We start from the raw sequence: 21,369 nt of genomic DNA on the forward strand, positions 1-21,369 counted from the left end.
CGCACCCGTCGAGCCCCCATGGATGGGTTTACGTCGCGTCCGGGCAGGGTCTGACCGCCCTCGCCCACGCGCAGCAGGGAAGCGCCAGCCGCTTAGTGATACCCCACATCCGCCCGCACCTTGCCGCGGAACACCCGGTACGACCACGCCGTATAGCCCAGGATCACCGGCAGCAGGATCACCAGCCCGACCAGGCTGAAGCTCAGCGACGAGGCCGGCGCGGCCGCCTGCCACAACGTCATGCTGGGGGGCAGCAGGTACGGCCACATGCCCAGTACCAGGCCGATGAAGCCCAGCACGAACAGGCCCAGCGTCAACAGGAACGGCGGCAGATCGCGCTTGGGGTGCATCGCGCTGCGCCACAGCGCCGTGGCGACCGCCAAGGTCAGCAACGGCACCGGCGAGAGCCACCAGAAGTTGCCATCGCTGAACCAGCGCGCCATCAGGCGCGAATCCAGGAACGGCAGCCACGCGCTGACCAGGCCCATGAACACGATCACGGCGACCACCAGCGGGCGGGTCAAGGTGCGCGCGAAGGTCTGCTCGCGGCCCTCGGTCTTGAGGATCAGCCAGGTGCTGCCCAGCAGCGCGTAACCGAACACCACGGCAGCGCCGGTCAGCATCGAGAACGGGCTGAACCAGCTGAAGGCGCCGCCCACGTAACGGCCATCCACGACCTGAAGGCCCTGCACGAGCGCGCCAAGGATCACGCCCTGCGCGAACGCGGCCAGCAGCGAACCCAGGCCGAACGCCACGCTCCACAGCTTGCGCGAGCGGTGTGCCTTGAAGCGGAATTCGAAGGCCACGCCGCGGAACACCAGCGCCACCACCAGCAGCAGCACCGGCAGGTACAGCGCGGACAGCAGCGCGGCGTACGCCTTCGGGAAGGCCGCCATCAACCCGGCCCCGCCCAGCACGAGCCAGGTTTCGTTGCCGTCCCAGATCGGCGCGGCGGTGTTCATCATGATGTCGAGCTGTTCTTCATCCTCGGCCATCGGCGCCAGGATGCCGATGCCGAGCACGAAGCCATCCAGCACCACGTACATCAGCACGCCGAAGCCGATCACCGCGAACCATGCCACGGGCAACCAGGTGGTCATCTCCATCTCAGCGCTCCTCCAGCGGTTCATCGGCACCGGACAGCGGCCGCGCCGGGGTGTGGCTGCCGGCATCCAGCTTCGGTGCCGGCTCATGCGGCTTGGGACCGGTGCGGATGATCTTCACCAGGTACCAGATGCCCCAGCCGAACACGAACGCATAGCCCACGATGTACACACCGAGCGACAACGCCGTCATCCACGCACTCTGCGGGCCGACTGCATCGGCCGTGCGCAGCACGCCATAGACCACCCACGGTTGCCGGCCCATCTCGGTCACGAACCAGCCGGAGATCAGCGCGATGAAGCCGCTGGGCAGCATCCAGTTCCAGCCGCGGATCAACCAGCGCGACTGCAACAGTTTGCCGCGCCACCACTGGAACGCCGAGACCCAGGCCAGCAGCAGCATCAACGTGCCCAGCCCGACCATCACCCGGAACGCGAAGAACACCGGCACCACCGGCGGCCGATCGCTGGCAGGCACCGAGGTCAGCGGATCGAAGGTGCCGTCCAGCGAATGGGTGAGGATCAGGCTGCCCAGGCGCGGAATCGCGATCTCGTAGTCATTGCGCTCGGCCTTCTCGTTGGGCACGGCGAACACCACCAGCGGCACGCCCTTGCCCTCGCCTTCGGAATGCCAGTGCGCTTCCACCGCCGCGATCTTCATCGGCTGGTGCTTCAACGTGTTCAGGCCATGCATGTCGCCGACGAAGATCTGTACCGGCACCGTCAGCGCGGCGAAGCCCACCGCGGCCAGCAGCATCTTGCGACCGGCCTCGCGGTGCACGTCCTTGCGCAGGTACCACGCCCCCACGCCGCCGATCACGAAGCAGGTGGTGATGAACGAGCCCAGCGCCATGTGCGCCAAGCGGTAGGGGAAGGACGGATTGAACACCACTTGCCACCAGTTCTGCGGGTGCACGATGCCGTCGATGATGTCGTAGCCGGCCGGCGTCTGCAGCCAACTGTTGGAGGACAGGATCCAGAACGTGGAGACCAGCGTGCCCAGCGCCACCATGCAGGTGGAGAAGAAATGCAGCCGCGGCGAGACCTTGCCCCAGCCGAACATCATCACGCCCAGGAAGCTGGCCTCCAGGAAGAACGCGGTGAGCACTTCATAGGTGAGCAGCGGCCCGATCACGGTACCGGCGACCTCGCTCAGCCGCGGCCAGTTGGTCCCGAACTGGAAGGCCATGACGATGCCGCTGACCACGCCCATGCCGAAGGACACGGCGAAGATCTTCTGCCAGAAGAAATACAGCTCGCGCCAGACCGGATTGCCGGTGCGCAGCCAGCGCGATTCGACAAAGGCCAGCCAGCTGGCCGTGCCGATCGTGAAGGCCGGGAACAGCACGTGGAAACTGATGACGAACCCGAACTGGATCCGGGACAACAACAACGCGTCCAAGAGACGCCTCCGACTGGCTTCTGGAATCCGCACCAGTCTGGGCCTGTATCCGTGAAAGGCACATGCGACCCGGTGACGCGCTGCTTCACTTTGTCGCAGGTGGGTCGGGCGCTGGGCCCCCATACCCTTGGAGGCGAAATAAAGGGGGAGGGGGCGGCCGCAGGCCGACGCCGGAGGACATTCGCCGGAACGGGTATGGGGGCCCAGCGCCCGACCCACCGGCCGTCGCTCATGAGCGCACGCCCATGACCTGTGGCCCCTTCCCGCGGCCCTTGCGGCTGCTACGCTTGGCGGGTTTTCCTCATTGGTGCCGCCCGCAATGCCCAGAACGCTGCCTTTGTCCCTGCTGCTGCTCGCCGCCCTTGGCGGCGCTGCCCATGCGGCGCCGACGCCGATCACCATCGAGCAGGCCATGGCCGACCCGGACTGGATCGGCCCCCCGGTCGAAAGCGCGTGGTGGTCCTGGAACAGCCAGCAGGTCGAGTACCAGCTCAAGCGCACCGGCAGCCCGGTGCGCGATACCTTCCGCCAGCCGGTCGCCGGTGGCGTGGCTGCGCAGGTCGGCGATGACCAGCGTGGCACCCTGGATGTGGACAGCCCGGTCTACGACAGCGCGCGCCAGCGCTCGGCGTTCGTGCGCAATGGCGATGTGTTCGTGCGTGACCTGCGCAGTGGCGCGCTGACCCAGCTGACCCGCAGCACGGAAAAGTCCGGCGCGGTCAATTTCGCCCGCGATGGCGGCGTGATCTGGCGTACCGGCCAGAACTGGTTCCATTGGACCGCCGCCGCCGGCGTGCAGCAGGTGGCCAGCCTGAAGGCCGAGAAGAACCCGGACGATGCGCCCAAGGCCGACACCCTGCGTGAGCAGCAGCTGCGCACCCTGGCCACGCTGCGCAACGACCGCGCCCAGCGCGAGGCGCTCAAGGCGCAGGAAGCCAGCTGGCGCCGTGCCGACGGCACCCGTGCACCGGGCCCGGTGTATCTGGGCGCCGACGTGGAGATCGTCGACAGCGTGCTCTCGCCCGATGCGCGCACCCTGATCGTGGTCACCAAGCCGAAGAGCTTCGATGAAGGCCGCGGCGGCAAGATGCCCAAATACGTGACCGAATCGGGTTACGAAGAATTCGAAGAGACCCGCACCCGCGTGGGCCGCAACGACCCGGAGCCGAACGCGCTGTGGCTGGTCGATGCCGTCGCCGGCACGGTCAAGCCGCTGTCGCTGGACGGCCTGCCGGGCATCGCCACCGACCCGCTGGCCGCGCTGCGCAAGGCCGCCGGCAAGGACGCCCTGAAGGGCAACCGCCCGGTGGAAGTACTCGGTGGCCCCGGCGCGCCCGGCATCCGCTGGAGCGCCGATGGCCAGCAGGCCGCGATCATGCTGCGCGCCAACGACAACAAGGACCGCTGGATCGCCAGCGTGACCCCGGCCAGCGCCAAGCTGGAGACGCGTCATCGCCTGACCGACAGCGCCTGGATCAACTGGAGCTTCAACGATTTCGGCTGGTCCAACGACAACCGCACGCTGTGGCTGCTGTCCGAAGAATCCGGCTATTCGCACCTGTATACCCAGCAGGGCACGGCCAAGCCTCAGGCACTGACCGGCGGCAAGTGGGAAAGCTCGATGCCGGTGCCCAGCGCCGACGGCCGCGGCTTCTACTTCCTGTGCAACCAGCAGTCGCCGGGCGACTACGAAGTGTGCGCGGTCGACACCGCCAGCAAGCAGGTGCGTGAGCTGACCTCGCTCAACGGCGTGGAAGACTTCTCGCTGTCCCCGGATGGCCAGCAGCTGCTGGTGCGTTACTCCGGCGCCTACCTGCCGACCCAGCTGGCCGTGGTGCCCGCTGCCGGTGGCCAGGCCAAGGTGCTGACCGACACCCGCACGGCCGAGTTCAAGGCGCGCGAGTGGATCCAGCCCAAGCTGGTACAGGTGCCGTCCAAGCACGGCGCGGGCGTGGTCTGGGCCAAGTACTACGGACCGGAGACCTTCGAGCCGGGCAAGCAGTACCCGATCGCCATGTTCGTGCACGGCGCCGGCTATCTGCAGAACGTGCACCAGCAGTACCCGGCCTACTTCCGTGAGCAGATGTTCCACAACCTGCTGGTGCAGAAGGGCTACGTGGTGCTGGACATGGATTACCGCGGCAGCGCCGGCTACGGCCGCGACTGGCGCACGGCGATCTACCGCAACATGGGCCACCCGGAACTGGAAGACTACAAGGACGGTCTGGACTGGCTGGTGGCCACCAAGCAGGGCGACCGCGACCACGCCGGCATCTACGGCGGCTCCTACGGCGGCTTCATGACCTTCATGGCGCTGTTCCGCTCGCCGGGCACGTTCAAGGCCGGTGCCGCGCTGCGCCCGGTGGTCGACTGGCACCAGTACAACCACGGCTACACCGCCAACATCCTCAATACCCCGGACATCGACCCGGAGGCGTACCGCAAATCGTCGCCGATCGAGTACGCCGACGGGCTGCAGGACCACCTGCTGATCGCGCACGGGATGATGGATGACAACGTGTTCTTCCAGGATTCGGTCAACCTCACCCAGAAGCTGATCGAACTGCACAAGGACAACTGGTCGATCGCGCCGTACCCGCTGGAACGCCACGGCTATGTGCGTGCCGATTCCTGGCTGGACCAGTACAAGCGCATCCTCAAGCTGTTCGAAGAGAACCTGAAGTAATCCAGCGATGACGTCGGTGCCCACTGACGTGCAGCACGCCGCGGCGACGATCGATATCGTCGCCGCGGTCGTTTTCGATCCCGACGGCCGCGTACTGGTGGTGCGCAAGCACGGCTCGGACACCTTCATCCAGCCCGGCGGCAAACCCGAGCCCGGCGAAGCACCCTTGGCCGCGCTGGCGCGCGAGCTGGAAGAAGAACTCGGGGTCACGGTGGACCTTGCCAGGGCCGTGCTGTTGGGCCGGTTCGAGGCCTGGGCGGTGCACGAAGCCGGGCACCGCGTACGGGCCCATGCGTTCCTGGTCACGATCACCGGGACGCCGCGGCCACAGGCGGAAATCGCCGAACTGGCCTGGGTGCCGTTGCGCCCGCCGCATGGGCGGCGCTTGGCACCGTTGAGCGCAGACCATATCCTGCCCGCGGCCGCGAACGCGGTGGCGGCGACCTAGACGTTGCGGCCTGCCCAACCAGGACACCGGATGTCAGCGTCGCTTCCCCCGCAATTGCCTTCCTCCATGCCCCGCCCCAGCGGGGATGGCGCCCCTGCCTTTCTCGCCCCCCTGCTCAAGTCCGTGCTGCTGGTCTGCCTGGCCTCGGCCGCGATGTGGGCCGTCCTGGCCCTGGTTGCCATTCCATTGTCGGGCGCGGAGGCGCTGCAGGCGCTGCTGGCCGATGAGGAGTTGCACTGGCTGCCCGGCTCGCTGCGCTGGCTGCTGACCCACCCGGTGCTCGCCAACGTGCTGCTGTGCGTGTCCAGCCTGCTGGGCAGTGCGGCGTGCTGGGGGATGCTGCGTCGCTGGCGCTGGGCATGGGCACTGTTCATCGTGCTGCTGGCGGTCACCGCCGTGCTCAACGTAATCGCCGCGTGGTTGCTGGACGATGCGTTCGGCCACCTGCTGGCGCAGATACCCGACGACACGATGTCGATTGAACTGCTCAAGCTGCGCAGTGAACTGCGCATGCAGCGCGTGATCTGCAGCGGCCTTGCCGGCATGACCGCGCTGGCCTTCGCGGTGCTGCAGGGCTGGCTGATCGTGCGCCTGTGCGCGGCCGATGTGCGTGCCCTGTTCCGCCGCTGACATTCCCCCGCAGCGCCACCGCGCGCTGCACGACCTGCAAGGATGATGGTGTGACTGTTTCCCTCCCGCTTCTGCGCCGCCACGGCTGGCGCACGACCCTGTTCACCCTGCTCACGGCGGTCAGCCTGCCCGCGACCGCAGCCGCCCAGGCGATGGTGTGCGGCACGTTCGTCTCCGAGGACACCGGCACCACGTTGACCCTGCACAGTGCGAATGAAGGCGTGCGGCAGATTCCCGGCCAGGCACCCGAGCCGTACCTCCTCAGCCGCCTCGGCGACGAGCTGAAGCTGGCCGACCTGGACAATGGCGGCGTCGGCGCGCTGACCGTAGAGGACGGCGGCCGCCTGCTCAGCGACCGCTTCAACGCGTACCGCCTGCAGAAGGCCGCCACCTGTCGCCCCGCCACTGTGTTCCCCGCTGCGTCCTGCCGGGCCGAGATCGGCACCTGCCTGGACGACATGCTTTTCGCCAGCAACGACCGCCTCCGCCAGTGGTGCCGCGAGGATGTCCCGGCCGCCTGCAAGCGCCTGCTGGCCAACTTCCAGTCCGGGGCGCACGAAGCCAGGACGCTGGCCGCCACGCGGGATGAAGGCCCGGACAGGGACGCGCCGGAGGTCTGCAAGCCCGACTCCGCCCAGTACGACCAGGCCGCCTGCCTGGAGGCCGCGCGTGACGCCATGGGCCAGGCCTTTGCCAAGGCCCTGCTCGGCGGCCTCGCCGCCGCCGATGCCTCGCCGCTGCCGGCCGCGCAGCTCGATGAGATCACCGCGATCTGCCAGGCACAGACCGGCGGCACGTTCTGCGCCAAGGCCGCCGAAGCACTGTGGGACGCCGGCCGCCTGGTTCCCGCCCGCGATGCACTGCAGCGGGCCTGCACCCGGGGCCACGACCCGCGCGCCTGTGAGCGGGCCGCCCCGCTGGCCGGGCTGGACGCCAAGGCGTTGAGCCCGGTGGCAGCCACGTCCCTGCCCTGCGGCAGCTATGTGGCCAGCCAGGGCCTGATGGACCATCTGCCGTTCGGCGATGGCGGCATGATCGACAGCGGCTTCGGCGGCAAGCTGCGCGCGCGCCTGGTCGATGGCGACATCCGCGTGCGTCACGACCAGGGCGACGACTTCGTGTTCAAGCGCCTGGCCAACGGCAACCTGATCGGCATGGACAGCTGGAACCGCTTCAGCTATTACGAGCGCACCGGCGAGGCGCAGCAGTGCAGCGCGCCGGTGGTCTTCGTCGAAACCCCGCTGCCGCAGGATTGCCCGACGCTCGGCCGCGAGGGCGGTGCGCAGGCGTGCTGCGCGGCCGGCAAGCTGCAGGGCTGCAATGCCGCCGGTCACCAGCTGGCGCTGCGCAACCGCTGGGCCGAGGCGGCGCCGTTCTATCTCAAGCTCTGCGCCGCCGGGGTACGCGAGGGCTGCGAGAACCTGGCCAGCGTCTACGAACACACCGGTGACGAGGCGCTGCCCGAGCAGATGGCCTCGATCTGCGCCAAGGATGGAAACGGCACGCACGTGGCCTGCGATGTGCACGCGACCCGCAACTGGGGCCTGATGCAGGTCAGCGCCGGGCTGGAGCAGATCGCCGAGCGCATGGCCGCCGAGGCCGAGGCGGACGACGATGCCGATGCGCCGGCCCAGGCCCCTGCCGCGACAAAGGACAGCAGCAACCGCAACCGCAAGAGCGGCCACTGAGCACACGCAGGCCGTGCACCGGCCTGCGGTAAAGTAGCGCCATGAACGACTTCGACCGCGTCCGCGCGTATCTGACCGACCTGCAGGACCGCATCTGTGCGGCGATCGAAACCGCCGACGGCCAGGCCCGCTTTGCCGAAGATCTCTGGCAGCGTGCGGAGGGTGGCGGTGGCCGTACCCGCATCCTGCGCGATGGCGCCGTGTTCGAGCAGGCCGGGATCGGGTTCTCCGATGTGGCCGGTACCCGCCTGCCGCCATCGGCCTCGGCGAACCGGCCGGAGCTGGCCGGCGCGTCATGGCGCGCGACCGGCGTCTCGCTGGTGTTCCATCCGGCCAATCCCTATCTGCCGACCACGCACGCCAACGTGCGCTACTTCCGCGCCGAGCGCGATGGCGTGGCGGTGGCGTCCTGGTTCGGCGGGGGCTTCGACCTCACCCCGTTCTACCCGATCGACGAAGACGTGCGGCACTGGCACCAGGTTGCGCACGATCTGTGCGCGCCCTTCGGCGAAGAGCGCTATGCGGCGCACAAGCGCTGGTGCGATGAGTATTTCTTCCTGCGCCACCGCAACGAGACGCGGGGCGTAGGCGGATTGTTCTTCGACGACCTGCATGGCGACTTCGAGCGCGATTTTGCGTATCTGCGCGCGGTCGGCGATGGCTTCATGGACGCCTATCTGCCGCTGGTCGAGCGCCGCAAGGACACGCCGTATGGCGAGCGCGAGCGCGAGTTCCAGCTGTACCGGCGCGGCCGCTATGTCGAGTTCAACCTGGTCTACGACCGCGGCACCCTGTTCGGGCTGCAGAGCGGTGGGCGCAGCGAGAGCATCCTGATGAGCCTGCCCCCGCGCGTGCGCTGGGAATACGGTTTCCAACCTGAAACCGGCAGCGACGAAGCCCGCCTGGCCGACTACCTGGTTCCGCGCGACTGGGTGTAACCCAGCGCGCCACCCCATGGGTGGCTGCGGTCCCAAAGATGGCAGCCACCCATGGGGTGGCTCTACGCCTTCTTCGGCACGATCGTGATGTGGCCGTTGATCTCCAGCACCGCCAGGGCGACGTCATCGATGGTCAGGCACCCCTGCTGACGCAGCGCGGCGTCCAGGTCGGACGGGGTAACCAGCTCGCGCTTGAGCACCGAATCGAGCACCTTGCCATCGCGCGCGATCAGCACCGGCTCGCCTTCGACCAGCGATTCGATCCGCCGGCTGCGCGTGCTGAGCCAGCCCACGCCGTAGTTGATCGAGATCAGCGTCGCCGCCAGCAGCAGGCCGCCGCCCAGGGAGGTGTCCTGGCCCAGCAGGGCGTTCTGCACCGCGTTGCCGAGCAACACGATCAGCAGCACGTCGAACGGGGTGATCTGGCCCAGCGCGCGCTTGCCGGACAGCCGGACCATGCCCAGGACCACCACGTACACCACCACCGCGCGCAGGATGAATTCCCACCACGGCATGGCCAATGCAAACAGGTCGCTCATTGCCTTTCCCCGGACTGGTCCAGCCAGCATGGGCCGGCACCCGCTGCGAGGCAATGGCCGGGCGGCGCGGAGGGGCTGTTTTCGGCCCCACAAATAAAAAGCCCCGCCAACCAGGGGGAGGTTAGCGGGGCCGGGGAACGGGCGCTTGGGGAGGAGCCCCCGTTCCGAGATCTGCTCCAGGGGATGGGAGAGATCCACAACAGGCATTGCGCCTGTCGAGGTCTATCAAAGCACTCCGAACATTGATAGTTCGTGAAGGGGCCCAATTAATCCGCCCCTCTTCCCGGAAACATTCATCCAACAGTCAGATTATCGCGGCGCAATGAACCAATTCAGCCTTTTGACTGTGATTCAGGCCTCAATGTGCCTCATCCCAGTTATCACCGACGCCGGCATCCACCACCAGCGGTACCCGCAGTTCGGCCGCTGACGACATCAATTCAACGACTTTCAAACGCAAGGTATCGAGGAAACTGCTTTCGGTTTCAAAGACCAGTTCATCGTGTACCTGCAGAATCATCTTGGCCTGGTCGCTGTGGTCGAGCAGCCAGCTGTCCACCTTCACCATGGCGCGCTTGATGATGTCGGCCGCCGTGCCCTGCATGGGGGCGTTGATGGCGGCGCGTTCCGCCCCGGCACGCAGGCCCTGGTTGCGGGCGTTGATGTCGTTCAGGTACAGGCGACGGCCGAACAGGGTCTCCACGTAGCCCTGGTCACGGGCCTGCTGGCGCATCCGTTCCATGAAATCACGCACGCCGGGGTAGCGGCTGAAGTACAGCGCCACGTAATCCTGGGCCTGGCCGCGGTCGATGCCCAGGTTGCGGGCCAGCCCGAACGCACTCATGCCGTACATCAGGCCGAAGTTGATCGCCTTGGCGGCCCGGCGTTCGTTGGAGGTGACCTCCTCCAGGCTGCGGCTGAAGACTTCGGCCGCGGTCGCCCGGTGCACGTCCACGCCCTGCTCGAAGGCCCGCACCAGGCCGGGGTCTTCGGAGAGGTGGGCCATGATCCGCAGTTCGATCTGCGAGTAATCGCAGGCCAGGATCTTGCGGCCCGGCGGGGCGACGAAGGCGCGGCGGATGCGGCGGCCGTCCTCGGTGCGGATCGGGATGTTCTGCAGGTTCGGGTCGGACGAGGACAGCCGGCCGGTGGCGGCGCCGGACTGGTGGTAGCTGGTGTGTACCCGCCCGGTGTCCTGGTTGATCATCTCCGGCAGCTTGTCGGTGTAGGTGCTGCGCAGCTTGGCCAGCCCGCGGTACTCCAGGATCACCCGCGGCAGTTCATGCTGCTCGGCGATCGCCTCCAGCGCCTCTTCGTTGGTGCTGGGCTGGCCCTTGGGGGTCTTCACCAGTGCCGGCAGCTGCAGTTCGTCGAACAGCACGGCCTGCAGCTGCTTGGGCGAATCCAGGTTGAAGGTGCGCCCGGCCAGCTCGGTGGCCTTCTGCTGGGCAGCCAGCATGCGCGAGCCCAGGTCCTGGCTCTGCCGGCGCAGTTCGGCCATGTCGATGTGCACGCCATTGGCTTCGATGCGGGTCAGCACCGGCACCAGCGGCATCTCGATGTCGCGGTAGACGCTGTCCAGCGAGGGCGTGGCCTGTAGTTGTGGCTGCAGGGCGTGGTGCAGGCGCAGGGTCACGTCGGCATCTTCGGCGGCGTAGCGGCAGGCTTCGTCCAGGCCCACCTGCGAGAACGAGATCTGTTTGGCACCCTTGCCGGCCACCTCCTCGAACTTGATCGTGGTGTAGCCCAGGTAGCGCATCGCCAGCGAGTCCATGTCATGGCGCGTGGCGGTGGAATTGAGCACGAAGCTCTCCAGCATGGTGTCGTCGTGGTACCCCTGCAGGTTCACGCCGTGGCGGCGCAGCACGTGCAGGTCGTACTTGCCGTGCTGGCCAAGCTTCTTCCTGGTGGGGTCTTCCAGGGCAGGGCGCAGCGCTGCCAGCACCTGCTCGCGCGGCAGCTGGGCCGGCGCACCCGGGTAATCATGGCCGACCGGGATGTAGGCCGCCCGGCCCGGCTCGACCGCCAGGCTGATGCCGACCAGGTTGGCGCGCATGGCGTCCAGCGCGTCGGTCTCGGTATCGAAGGAGATCAGCTCGGCCGTGGCCAGGCGCTGCACCCAGGCGTCCAGCTGTTCAGTGGTCAGCACCATCTCGTACTCACCGGGGGCGGAGAGCGCCGGGTCGACCGGCACCACCGCCTCCTCCGCCGTGCCGCGGGCGTAGCCGGCCGCGGTGCCACGCAGGCTGACCGGGGCATCGCTGGCGGCGGCGGGGGCCGGCACCGGGCCGCCCAGCTCCTTGAGGGCCTGGGTGAAACCGTAGCGCAGGTACAGCTCGCTCAGCGAGGGCACATCCGGCTCGCGCAGCGGCAGCGTCTGCGGCGTCACCTCCAGGGGCACGTCGGTGCGGATCGTGACCAGCTCGCGGTTGAGCGGCAGGCGCTCCAGCGCCGCGCGCAGGTTTTCGCCGATCTTGCCCTTCATGGTCGGGGCCGCGGCGATCACGCCGTCCAGGTGCTGGTACTCGGCCAGCCACTTGGCAGCGGTCTTGGGGCCGCACTTTTCCACACCCGGCACGTTGTCCACCGCGTCGCCCATCAGCGCCAGCAGGTCGACGATCTGGTCGGCACGCACGCCGAACTTCTCCATCACCGCCGCGTCCGAATCCATGCGGCTGCCGGTCATGGTGTTGACCAGCTCGATGCCCGGGCGGACCAACTGGGCGAAGTCCTTGTCACCGGTGGAAATGGTGACCTGCAGGCCATCGCGGTGGCCCTGCAGGGCCAGCGTGCCGATCACATCATCGGCTTCCACGCCGGGGATGCGCAGGATGCTCAGGCCCAGCGCTTCGACGATGCGGCACATCGGCTCGATCTGCGGGCGCAGGTCGTCGGGCATCGGCGGGCGGTTGGCCTTGTAGTCGGCGTACAGGTCGTCACGGAAGGTCTTGCCGGGCGCATCGACCACGAAAGCGACGTACTCGGGGCGCTCCTTCAGGGTGGCGCGCAGCATGTTGACCACACCGAACAACGCGCCGGTGGGTTCACCGTGTGCGTTGGTCAGCGGCGGAAGCGCGTGGAACGCGCGATACAGGTAACTGGACCCGTCAATCAGGACTAATCGGCTCATGCGACGATTCTACGCGCCCGGCCCTGACCGTCGTCGGCACCGGGCTCACGATCCATCGGGCATAATCAGGCCCTCTTCGCCCAAGGACTCCCGGCCCATGAAGATTCTGTTGCTCGCAGGCCTGCTCGCGCTGGCCGGCTGTGCCACCGGTGGCGGCGGCAGGCCCCCGGTCGATGTCACCGGTGCCGACGTGGTCAAGACGGTCCAGGACAACGGCGACACCATCGAGGAATACCGGGTGGGTGACCAGCTGCGGATGGTCAAGGTGACCCCGTCGCGCGGTGCCCCGTTCTACATGTATGACCAGAACGGCGATGGCCGCATGGACAGTGACAAGGACGGCGTCTCCCCGGTCTACTGGAAGCTCTACAGCTGGTGAACCGCGGCGCTGTCCGCCCGGCCGCCCCGTGTCCGCACGCGGTGGCCGGGGCAACACGCCCGTCCCTGCACGCCTACGCTCGATGACCACACCCGAACGCCGCACTGCCCCGAACCCGGCTGAACTGCGCGCCGGCCTGACGGCGGAGCAGCGCCAGGCGGTGGAAACGCTGGAGCATTTCGGCTGGCAGCTGCGCTTCGTGCGCCGCCCGCTGTTCCGCGACCCGATCCCGGTACTGTTCGACCGCCACGGCGAGCGCTATGTGGTGCTGCAGCCCGATGGCACGCTGGATGAATCGCAGACGTTGAAGCTGCGCGATTGATCGGACGCGCACGATGCGCGATTGATCGGGCGCTCGCGCCGCGCGACGGATGGGACGCGCACGCTTTGCGACGAAGGGGGAGGTAGTGCCGACCGCTGGCCGGCTGCGCCTGCATCGGGCCAACCTAGGAGCCGGCCAGCGGCCGGCACTACCGCTTTCCCCGTTACCGGATGACCAGTACCGGTACCGTGCTGCGTGCCAGCACTTCGGCGGTCTGGCTGCCGAGCAGCACACGGGTGACGCCACGGCGACCATGCGAGGTCATCACGATCAGGTCGCTGCCGCGTTCAGTGGCAGTATCGATGATGCCGTCGGCGGCATAGCGGTCAAGCACGTGCACGGTGGTGGTGCGCAGTCCCTGCGCCTCGGCGGCGGCCTTGGCCGGCTGCAGCACCTTCTGCGCGGTCTCTTCGCGGTCGGCTTTGTACTCGGGCGAGTTCATGTAGCCCACGCTCCAGCCCATGGCGTCGTACATGCCCACCGCCCACGGTTCGGAGACGGTCACGATATCGACCTCGGCATCGAGGTCCCTGGCCAGCTCCAGGCCCTTGGCCAGGCCTTTTTCAGCCAGCTCCGAACCATCGGTGGCGATCAGGATGCGCTTGTACATGGCAGAGCTCCTTGGGGTGGCAATGGGAACATCACCATTGCACACCCGATGTGGACGCGGTGCCTTGAGCTGGATCAATCGCCGTGGGTGCGTGCAGTCACTCCCCGTGCCGGGTTGCCCACCACCGTCGCACCGGCCGGTACATCGCGGGTGACCACGCTGCCGGCACCGACCACCGCGTCATCGCCAATGGTCACGCCGGGCAGTATGATCGCGCCGCCGCCGATCCAGACATTGCGGCCGATGCGCACCGGCCTGGCCGACTCCAGGCCCTGCGCGCGTGCCTGCGGATCGCGCGGATGGTCGGCCGCATAGATCTGCACCGCCGGGCCGATCTGGGTGCCATCGCCGATGCTGACCTCGGCCACGTCCAGGATCACGCAGTTGTAGTTGAGGAATACGCCCTGGCCCAGGCGGATGTTGCTGCCGTAATCGCAGTGGAACGGCGGCCGGATCACCGCGCCTTCGCCGACCGCACCGAGCTGCTCGCGCAACAGCGCGCGGCGCACGGCCGGGCTTTCGGCCAGGGCCGCGTTGTAACGGACCATCCAGACCTTGGCCGCCGCCATCTCGGCCTGCAGTTCCGGGTCGCCCGGACGATACGGCATCCCGGACAGCATCTTTTCCTTTTCGCTCGGACCCATGTGGCCTCCATCAGACAGAGCCCGATGATGCCGGTTGCCCACGTGCGTGTCAGCGTGCGCCACGCCGCGTGCCCAGCAGTGCCACCACCGCGAAGACGACGCCGCTCAGCCAGAACCACAACGTTGCGGGGCCGATGCACACCACGCTGGGCTGTGGCTGGCAGCGCAGGCGCAGCAGATCGAAGTCGCCGCCGCCGGCCAGGCAGCTCTGCGCGTGGTGGACCAGGGCCAGCACCGGCTCGGCCCAGCCTGCCGACCACGTCAGCAGGACCAGTGCAGCGAGCAGATACGGAATTCCCTTGTTCACGAGTGCGCTCCCAGCGGACAGGGGCAGACTCTGGGCGCCGCCCTTGGAAGCGACAAGCGGCACGCGACGAAGCGCGTGAAATCCGGGATGAGCCGGGGAGGATCCGGGATGAAGCGTGCCCGCCCGCCCCGCCCCCTGCCCGATCGCGCACGCATGCGTTGCCCGTGCTGCAGCGCAGGACGCCAGGCGCCGCGGCCCGTGACAGACTCCGCGCATGCGCCGACTGCTCATCGCCCTGCTGTGTTCGCTGCTCCTGCTCCCGATGGCCGGGCTTGCCGCCCCACCCGGCGCCGACCGCATCCTGATCTTCACCCGCACCGCCAAGTTCCACCACGACTCGATTCCAGTGGCCGTGGCGACGCTGCGCCAGCTGAGCACCGAGGCCGGATTGAGGGCGGATCACAGCGAGGATCCGCGCGACTTCCGCGCCGACACCCTCGCCCGCTACCGCGCCGTTGTCTTCGCCAACACCACCGGCGATGTGCTCGATGCCACGCAGCAGGCCGCGATGGAGCAGTTCATCCGCAACGGCGGCGGTTTCATGGGCGTGCACGCTGCCGCGGACACCGAGTACGACTGGCCGTGGTATGGCGAGCTGGTGGGCGCGTGGTTCCACAAACACCCGGAAGGTCTGCAGGACACGTTGGTGCAGCCCGAACGGGACGGGAAGGCTTCCGGAGTGGCCTGGCCGATCCGCGATGAGCTCTACAACTACCGGCGCAATCCCCGTGGGATGGTGCAGGTCATCGCGACGGTGGACGAATCGCGCTACGACGGCGGCACCATGGGCGCCGATCATCCCATCGCCTGGTGCCGGCCCTTCGATGGCGGCCGCAGCTGGTACACCGGGCTGGGCCACGACGCGGCGGTGTATGCCGACCCGAATGTGCGGGCGCAGCTGCGCCGTGGCCTGCGCTATGCGGCAGGCCACGCGCCGGCGTGTTGATCGATCAGGCGGTGCGTACCACGCGCGCGCCCTGGCACAGCGGATAGCTCGCCAGCAGATCGGCGATACGCTCGTGCATCGTGTCGAACGAGGCGCCATACAGATACAGCGCCGTCTCGGTCGGGCCCTGCCACCAGCTGCAGATCTCGCCGTGGCCTTCGATACGCTCGACGATCTGCTCGAACACGTAGTTCGAATCGCACTGCTCGTAGACCTCATCGGGCAGGTCGGTACCGTTCAAGTACAACGCCAGGCCCTCGGTGACACCGAACGGCTGATCGGCAACGCCTTCGCGCTGGATCAGCGAGCCCTTGGGTGCACCCAGCTGCTGCAGCAGCTCGATCACGCCGGGCAGCGAGGCCGGATCGTTCAACGCGATCTCGATATCGCCATAGTCCACTTCGCCGTCGTCGGTCAGCGCGGTGCCACCGCCCGTGATCTCGCCCAGTTCGGCAGTGCCCAGCAGGGCATCCAGCGGATCTTCGAACAGCTCGTGGCGATGCTCGGGCTGAAGCTTGGCGTTCAACTTCACGGTGACGTGCAGCGGCGAATCGGTCATGGCGGGGGCCTGCGCGAAAGGAATGCCGCCCATTGTAGTGCCGGCCGCTGGCCGGCTCCCATGTGTAGAGTCGAGCCGTGCTCGACTGCCTTTCGGCAGTAAGCGGCCGAGCATGGCTCGGCGCTACAACAGCGCGGTCAACGCAGGAACGGCGCCACCTTACGTTTGAGCAACTCCACCAGCACCGGGTCCATGTACTCGTAGTCGTCGGGGATATCCAGGCAGATTACCCGCTTGCCGCCCAGCCATGCGTTGTAACGACTGGACAGCCGGTTGCGGTGCGCCTTCTCCATCACGAAGACCAGGTCGGCCCACTGCAACAGTTCCGGACTGAGCACTTCCTCGGCGTCGGCCAGCAGCCCTGCCGAGGCGGTCTCGATACCGGGCCAATCGGCAAATACCTGCTCGGCCGTCGGGCTGCGCAGGCGGTTCTGGCTGCAAAGGAAAAGTACGTTGCGGGTCATGGCTCGCAGCGTAATCGGGGGCGGATTCCTTTTCCATCGGAAAAGGGATCTGACCCCACAGGACAATCTAAACAAACTGCATTGCTGACGAAGGTTCCGACAGCCATCATGGGCTTCCCCACCGTCCAGATAACCATGATCACCAGAGATGAGCTGTTGAGGGAATTTGGCGAGGTCGGCGAAGCCCATGGTTGCTACGTTGGCAAATACGTCGTTGCGACGTACACGCTTTATTGCTGCCTGCGAAACGCCGACGGGCATGATCTGGCGATCACCTCGAAGGACATCCATGATCCGCAGTTCGCTTGCAGCGTAGGGCTGAGCGCTCCGTCCCACCTGTCTCGTGACAGACCGACGATTTTTGCTATTCCACCAAACATCTATGGATTCACCCACGCGATAGCGGTTCCCAGCACGTATCACGGGCTCCTGAACCGCAGTGCGAATCGAACCGACCTGTTCCTGTGTCTGCCGATCTTCCAGTGCGAGTTCAGCGGCAACGAATCAGAAGAGGATTTCAAGTGGTCCACGCATCACATCGTCGACGTCAACAACTGGCGCAGGATCAGGCAACCGAAGATCAGCCTGTATTTCGACAACCCCCGGACCGGCGGCGGAGCGGACAAGAACGGGGCCATCGTGAGTCTTGAGACACTGATGGCCGAGATCGAAAACCTCAACGGAGTGAGCGATGGCTTCATCGAGATCACCAATTATCGCGACGAGGTGATCGAAGTACTGTCGCCGGAGGAAGGGCGCTACGTGCTGATCCAGAACCGTCAGCATGAAGAGCTGATGGAACGCGCCGGGGTGGTGGCAGCCGTGGAGACGTTCACCACCGGCTGACGACCGACCGCTGTTGTGGAGCCGAGCATGGCTCGGCTCTACAGGAATTCCCGGCCCCCGACGGTGATCAGATCACCGTCAGGTTGGCATACGCCATCACCAGCCACTTGCTGCCGGCTTCGATGAATTCCACCTGCACGCGGGCGTGCTGGCCGCTGCCTTCATAGTCGGTGACCATGCCTTCGCCGAACTTGGGATGGTTGACCATCGCGCCCAGCTTGAGCGGCGGTGCTTCCAGCGCGGCGTGGCCCATCACCCGGTTGGCGCCCAGCGAGGTGCCGCGCGAGACCTGCACCTTGGGGCGCACTTCGTTCACCAGCTCACGCGGGATCTCGCGCAGGAAACGCGAGGGCACGTTGTAGTTGTCCTGGCCATGGATGCGACGCGATTCGGCGTAGCAGAGCACCAGCTTCTGGCGCGCGCGCGTGATGCCCACGTAGGCCAGGCGACGCTCTTCTTCCAGCCGGCCGCTTTCTTCCAGCGAACGTGCACTCGGGAACAGGCCGTCTTCCATGCCGGCCAGGAACACCAGCGGGAATTCCAGGCCCTTGGCGGCGTGCAGCGTCATCAACTGCACGCCCTCTTCGCCGGCCTGGGCCTGGCCTTCGCCAGCCTCCAGCGAGGCGTAGGCGAGGAAGGCGACCAGCTCGCTCATGTCCTGGGTCTCTTCGACGTCATCTTCGCGACGCACGAAGCGCGAGGCCACCGAGACCAGTTCGTCCAGGTTGTCCGCGCGCGATTCCGAATCCAGCGCGTTGCGGCTTTCCTTGGACCAGTGCTCGCGCAGGCCCGAGCGCATCAGCACGTGGTCGATGCGTTCGGCCAGGGTCATCGTGTCCGCTTCGGCCTGGAGCTGATTGACCAGCACCAGGAAGCCGGCCAGCGCGTTGCGTGCGCGTGCGGCCAGCGCATCTCCCTGGGTGGTCAGCATGGTCGCTTCCCACAGCGAGATCGCCTGGGCGCGCGCCAACCGGCGCACTTCATCCAGGGTGCGGTCGCCGATGCCGCGCGTCGGCGTGTTGACCGCGCGTTCGAAGGCGGCGTCATCGTTGCGGTTGGTCATCAACCGCAGGTATGCCAGCGCGTCCTTGATTTCGGCACGCTCGAAGAAGCGCATGCCGCCATACACGCGGTACGGCACCTGCTCGGAGAGCAGCGATTCTTCGAACGCACGCGACTGCGCGTTGCTGCGGTAGAGCACGGCCACATCGCCGTAGCTGCCGCCGTCGCGCACCCACTGGCGCGCCCGCTCGACCACGTAACGCGCCTCATCCATTTCGTTGTAGGCCGCGTACAGATCGATCGGATCACCGTCGCCGCTGTCGGTCCACAACTCCTTGCCGATGCGGTCCGGGTTGTGCGCGATCACCGCATTGGCTGCGCCGAGGATGTTGGCGGTGGAGCGGTAGTTCTGCTCCAGGCGCACGGTCTGCGCACCCGGGAAATCCTTCAGGAAGCGCTGGACGTTCTCGACCTTGGCGCCGCGCCAGCCGTAGATGGCCTGGTCATCGTCGCCGACCACGAACACGTGGCCGCTGTCGCCGGCCAGCACGCGCACGAAAGCGTACTGGATGGCGTTGGTGTCCTGGAACTCGTCCACCAGGATTTCGCGGAAGCGCGAACGGTAGTGGGCCAGCAGGGCAGGGTTGTCGCGCAGCAGTTCATGCGCGCGCAGCAGCAGCTCGGCGAAATCGACCAGGCCGGCACGGTCGCAGCGCTCCTGGTAGGCCGCGTAGGCCTGGCGCATGGTCTCCAGCCACGCATCATGCGGCTCGGGCTGGATGTGCTGTGGGCGGCGGCCCTCGTCCTTCTGCTCGTTGATCCACCAGGCGATCTGCTTCGGCGGGAACTTGCCGTCGTCGATCTCCAGCTGCTGGACCACGCGCTTGACCAGCCGCAGCTGGTCGTCCGAGTCCATCACCTGGAAGCTGTCGGGCAGCTTGGCGTCCTGGTAATGCAGGCGCAGCAGGCGGTGGGCCAGGCCATGGAAGGTGCCGATCCAGGCGCCGCGGCTGCCCTGCGGCAGCTGCAGGTCGATGCGGTGACGCATCTCCCCGGCGGCCTTGTTGGTGAAGGTGACCGCAAAAATGCCATGGGTCGGCACGCCGCAGACTTCATTGAGCCAGGCGATGCGGTGGATAAGCACGCGGGTCTTGCCGGAACCGGCACCGGCAAGCACCAGATGGTGGCCGGGCGGGGCGGACACAGCTTCGCGCTGGGCGGGGTTCAACCCGTCGAGCAAGTGGGAAACATCCATGTCCCCATTTTACCCTCGGGCGGGTCGCTCCGGGCCGTTACCCGGCGCGCGGATCGAACGGGTTCAGCCGCGCGCCGCCTGTTCGGCCTGCACCCGCAGCTCCGGGATCGCCAGGCTTTCCCACAGGGTGCCGATGCGCAGGCTGCCGACCACCCGGATCGCCGGCTGCGGCTGGCCGTGGCCATCGATCAGGCCGCCCTCCTCCACCGTGGTATCCAGGCCCAGGCCATGCGGGCCCGGGCGGGCATGCCCGTCCGCCAGCAGCTGCTGGATCAGCGGATTGCGCATGGACAGCGCGCGCGTCTCCACCCCGGTGGCGTTGATCACCGCGCCCACGGTCAGCGGCGGCAGGCCACGGTTCGGGCTGCGGCCGTGCAGCTGCAGCCCGCTTTCCTGCACCAGCAGCGTGTCCAGCCGGGCACGGTGACGCTGCAGCTGGCCGCTGCGCTCCAGTTCGGCCACCTGGGCGTGCACCGATTCGGCGATACGATGACGGTGCACGTCCCAATAGCGCACCACGTGGCGCAGGAAACGGCGCTGGTCGGCCTCGTTCAAGCTCCACCACAGCGCCTGCCCCATCGGCCGGATCCGGTCCATCACGCTCTGCCAGGGGATGCCCTGCGCCACCGCCGTGCGGGCCTGCCCACGCAGTTCGCGGACGCGCTGGCGCAGCGGCATCGCCAACAGCGGCTGCGGATCGAACGTGACGGCTGCGCCGTGCGCGTGCGGCAAGGGCAGCAGCGCGTGGCGCGACAGCACGAAAATGCGCCCACGGTGACCGGCGGCGGCCAGGGCCACCACGCTGTCGGCCATGCTCAGCCCCGAGCCGATGATGGCCAGATCGTCATCGCCGGCCAGCACCCGCACACCATCGTAATCCCAGGCCTCCACCGCCTGCGCGGGCGGCAGTGCCTCGGCACCGGGCACCGGCAACGGGCGCATGCTGTTGCCGCATGCCAGCACCACGCGCTGGGCGTTCCACGTCACCTCATCGTCGAGCCGCAGCTGCACGCCCTGTGCAGTGGGCGCCAACGCGAACACCGGCTGTTCGACCACCTCCAGCACCGCCACGCTGCGCTCGCGCGCCTGCTCCAGGCGCTCGCGCAGGTACGCGGCGTAGTGGCGGCGCGGCACGAACTGGTCGGCCAGCAGCTCGCGCGGTACCCCGGCAATCGCCTGGCTGTCGATCAGGTAATCGAGGAAATCCGCGGGTTGATCCGGCAGCCCGCTCATCTTGCCGGCCGGTACGTTGAGCAGATGCTCGGGCCACGGCGTGGCGTAGGCGATGCCTTCAGCCAGCACCGAGGCCGGCTCGAACAGCACGATACGTGACGGCCGCTGTGCATGGCGCAGGGCCTGCAGCGCGACGAGGACGCCGGCAGCGCCGCCGCCGACGATGGCCAGATCACACTGGCGGTGGGTATCGGACGCAGTCATGCCCCGATTGTAGGCGATGCACGTGGACCGGCCG

At 67.5% G+C, this 21,369-nt stretch carries 20 protein-coding genes; 9 read left to right on the forward strand and 11 right to left on the reverse strand.

Annotated features, from left to right (window positions below):
- Positions 1-92: 92 nt before the first annotated feature.
- Positions 93-1,106 (reverse strand): cytochrome d ubiquinol oxidase subunit II, encoded by a 1,014-nt coding sequence (gene cydB, locus C0R07_RS08835; protein ID WP_019185501.1) that lies wholly within the window; start codon positions 1,104-1,106, stop codon positions 93-95.
- A 1-nt stretch (position 1,107) separates the two neighbouring features.
- The gene (locus C0R07_RS08840; protein WP_070470011.1) at positions 1,108-2,505 is read right to left on the reverse strand and encodes a cytochrome ubiquinol oxidase subunit I; all 1,398 of its coding nucleotides are present in this window, start codon (positions 2,503-2,505) and stop codon (positions 1,108-1,110) included.
- A 319-nt stretch (positions 2,506-2,824) separates the two neighbouring features.
- On the opposite strand from C0R07_RS08840, the gene C0R07_RS08845 reads away from it, so the two are divergent.
- The 5 genes from C0R07_RS08845 to hemF all read left to right on the forward strand — a co-directional run bounded on the left by C0R07_RS08845 (position 2,825) and on the right by hemF (position 8,895).
- On the forward strand, positions 2,825-5,191 hold the full coding sequence (locus C0R07_RS08845) for a S9 family peptidase (RefSeq protein WP_167390339.1): 2,367 nt from the start codon (positions 2,825-2,827) through the stop codon (positions 5,189-5,191).
- Positions 5,192-5,219: 28 nt separating this feature from the next.
- On the forward strand, positions 5,220-5,639 hold the full coding sequence (locus C0R07_RS08850) for an NUDIX hydrolase (protein WP_102788748.1): 420 nt from the start codon (positions 5,220-5,222) through the stop codon (positions 5,637-5,639).
- A 66-nt stretch (positions 5,640-5,705) separates the two neighbouring features.
- Positions 5,706-6,269 (forward strand): hypothetical protein, encoded by a 564-nt coding sequence (locus C0R07_RS08855; RefSeq protein ID WP_146027593.1) that lies wholly within the window; start codon positions 5,706-5,708, stop codon positions 6,267-6,269.
- Between the two features lie 50 nt (positions 6,270-6,319).
- A complete protein-coding gene (locus tag C0R07_RS08860; protein ID WP_102788699.1) occupies positions 6,320-7,957 on the forward strand; it encodes a hypothetical protein in 1,638 nt (545 codons plus the stop codon).
- Positions 7,958-7,998: 41 nt separating this feature from the next.
- Positions 7,999-8,895: an oxygen-dependent coproporphyrinogen oxidase gene (hemF, locus tag C0R07_RS08865; protein WP_070470021.1), complete on the forward strand. Its 897-nt coding sequence runs from the start codon at positions 7,999-8,001 to the stop codon at positions 8,893-8,895.
- A gap of 62 nt (positions 8,896-8,957) precedes the next feature.
- Here hemF and C0R07_RS08870 read toward each other — a convergent pair whose 3' ends face one another.
- Both C0R07_RS08870 and polA read right to left on the reverse strand, forming a co-directional pair.
- Positions 8,958-9,434 (reverse strand): DUF421 domain-containing protein, encoded by a 477-nt coding sequence (locus C0R07_RS08870; RefSeq protein ID WP_102788700.1) that lies wholly within the window; start codon positions 9,432-9,434, stop codon positions 8,958-8,960.
- Between the two features lie 358 nt (positions 9,435-9,792).
- On the reverse strand, positions 9,793-12,564 hold the full coding sequence (polA, locus tag C0R07_RS08875; protein WP_102788701.1) for a DNA polymerase I: 2,772 nt from the start codon (positions 12,562-12,564) through the stop codon (positions 9,793-9,795).
- Between the two features lie 97 nt (positions 12,565-12,661).
- Between polA and C0R07_RS08880 the strand changes: the two genes are divergently transcribed.
- On the forward strand, positions 12,662-12,943 hold the full coding sequence (locus C0R07_RS08880; protein ID WP_102788702.1) for a DUF2782 domain-containing protein: 282 nt from the start codon (positions 12,662-12,664) through the stop codon (positions 12,941-12,943).
- An 82-nt stretch (positions 12,944-13,025) separates the two neighbouring features.
- Entirely contained in the window at positions 13,026-13,265 is a 240-nt protein-coding gene (locus C0R07_RS08885; RefSeq protein WP_019185637.1) for a hypothetical protein, read from the forward strand.
- A 163-nt stretch (positions 13,266-13,428) separates the two neighbouring features.
- On the opposite strand, the gene C0R07_RS08890 is transcribed toward C0R07_RS08885, so the two are convergent.
- The 3 genes from C0R07_RS08890 to C0R07_RS08900 all read right to left on the reverse strand — a co-directional run bounded on the left by C0R07_RS08890 (position 13,429) and on the right by C0R07_RS08900 (position 14,826).
- Complete coding sequence (locus C0R07_RS08890; RefSeq protein ID WP_102788703.1) at positions 13,429-13,875, reverse strand: universal stress protein; 447 nt, start codon at positions 13,873-13,875, stop codon at positions 13,429-13,431.
- A gap of 74 nt (positions 13,876-13,949) precedes the next feature.
- On the reverse strand, positions 13,950-14,519 hold the full coding sequence (locus C0R07_RS08895) for a sugar O-acetyltransferase (RefSeq protein WP_070426221.1): 570 nt from the start codon (positions 14,517-14,519) through the stop codon (positions 13,950-13,952).
- 49 nt (positions 14,520-14,568) lie between these two features.
- On the reverse strand, positions 14,569-14,826 hold the full coding sequence (locus C0R07_RS08900; protein WP_019185634.1) for a hypothetical protein: 258 nt from the start codon (positions 14,824-14,826) through the stop codon (positions 14,569-14,571).
- 214 nt (positions 14,827-15,040) lie between these two features.
- On the opposite strand from C0R07_RS08900, the gene C0R07_RS08905 reads away from it, so the two are divergent.
- Complete coding sequence (locus C0R07_RS08905; RefSeq protein WP_070426222.1) at positions 15,041-15,772, forward strand: ThuA domain-containing protein; 732 nt, start codon at positions 15,041-15,043, stop codon at positions 15,770-15,772.
- Between the two features lie 4 nt (positions 15,773-15,776).
- Here C0R07_RS08905 and C0R07_RS08910 read toward each other — a convergent pair whose 3' ends face one another.
- Positions 15,777-16,331 (reverse strand): hypothetical protein, encoded by a 555-nt coding sequence (locus tag C0R07_RS08910; protein ID WP_026070161.1) that lies wholly within the window; start codon positions 16,329-16,331, stop codon positions 15,777-15,779.
- A gap of 137 nt (positions 16,332-16,468) precedes the next feature.
- Positions 16,469-16,795: a low molecular weight protein tyrosine phosphatase family protein gene (locus C0R07_RS08915; protein WP_102788704.1), complete on the reverse strand. Its 327-nt coding sequence runs from the start codon at positions 16,793-16,795 to the stop codon at positions 16,469-16,471.
- A gap of 108 nt (positions 16,796-16,903) precedes the next feature.
- Here C0R07_RS08915 and C0R07_RS08920 point away from each other — a divergent pair, with 108 nt between their 5' ends.
- A complete protein-coding gene (locus C0R07_RS08920; RefSeq protein ID WP_083298666.1) occupies positions 16,904-17,641 on the forward strand; it encodes a hypothetical protein in 738 nt (245 codons plus the stop codon).
- A gap of 67 nt (positions 17,642-17,708) precedes the next feature.
- On the opposite strand, the gene uvrD is transcribed toward C0R07_RS08920, so the two are convergent.
- A complete protein-coding gene (gene uvrD / locus C0R07_RS08925; RefSeq protein ID WP_070470033.1) occupies positions 17,709-19,898 on the reverse strand; it encodes a DNA helicase II in 2,190 nt (729 codons plus the stop codon).
- Positions 19,899-19,961: 63 nt separating this feature from the next.
- Positions 19,962-21,353, reverse strand: a complete 1,392-nt coding sequence (locus C0R07_RS08930; protein WP_070470112.1) for an FAD/NAD(P)-binding protein — start codon at positions 21,351-21,353, stop codon at positions 19,962-19,964.
- Positions 21,354-21,369 lie beyond the last annotated feature (16 nt).

The sequence above is a fragment of the Stenotrophomonas bentonitica genome (assembly GCF_002887735.1).
Taxonomy (GTDB): domain Bacteria; phylum Pseudomonadota; class Gammaproteobacteria; order Xanthomonadales; family Xanthomonadaceae; genus Stenotrophomonas; species Stenotrophomonas bentonitica_A.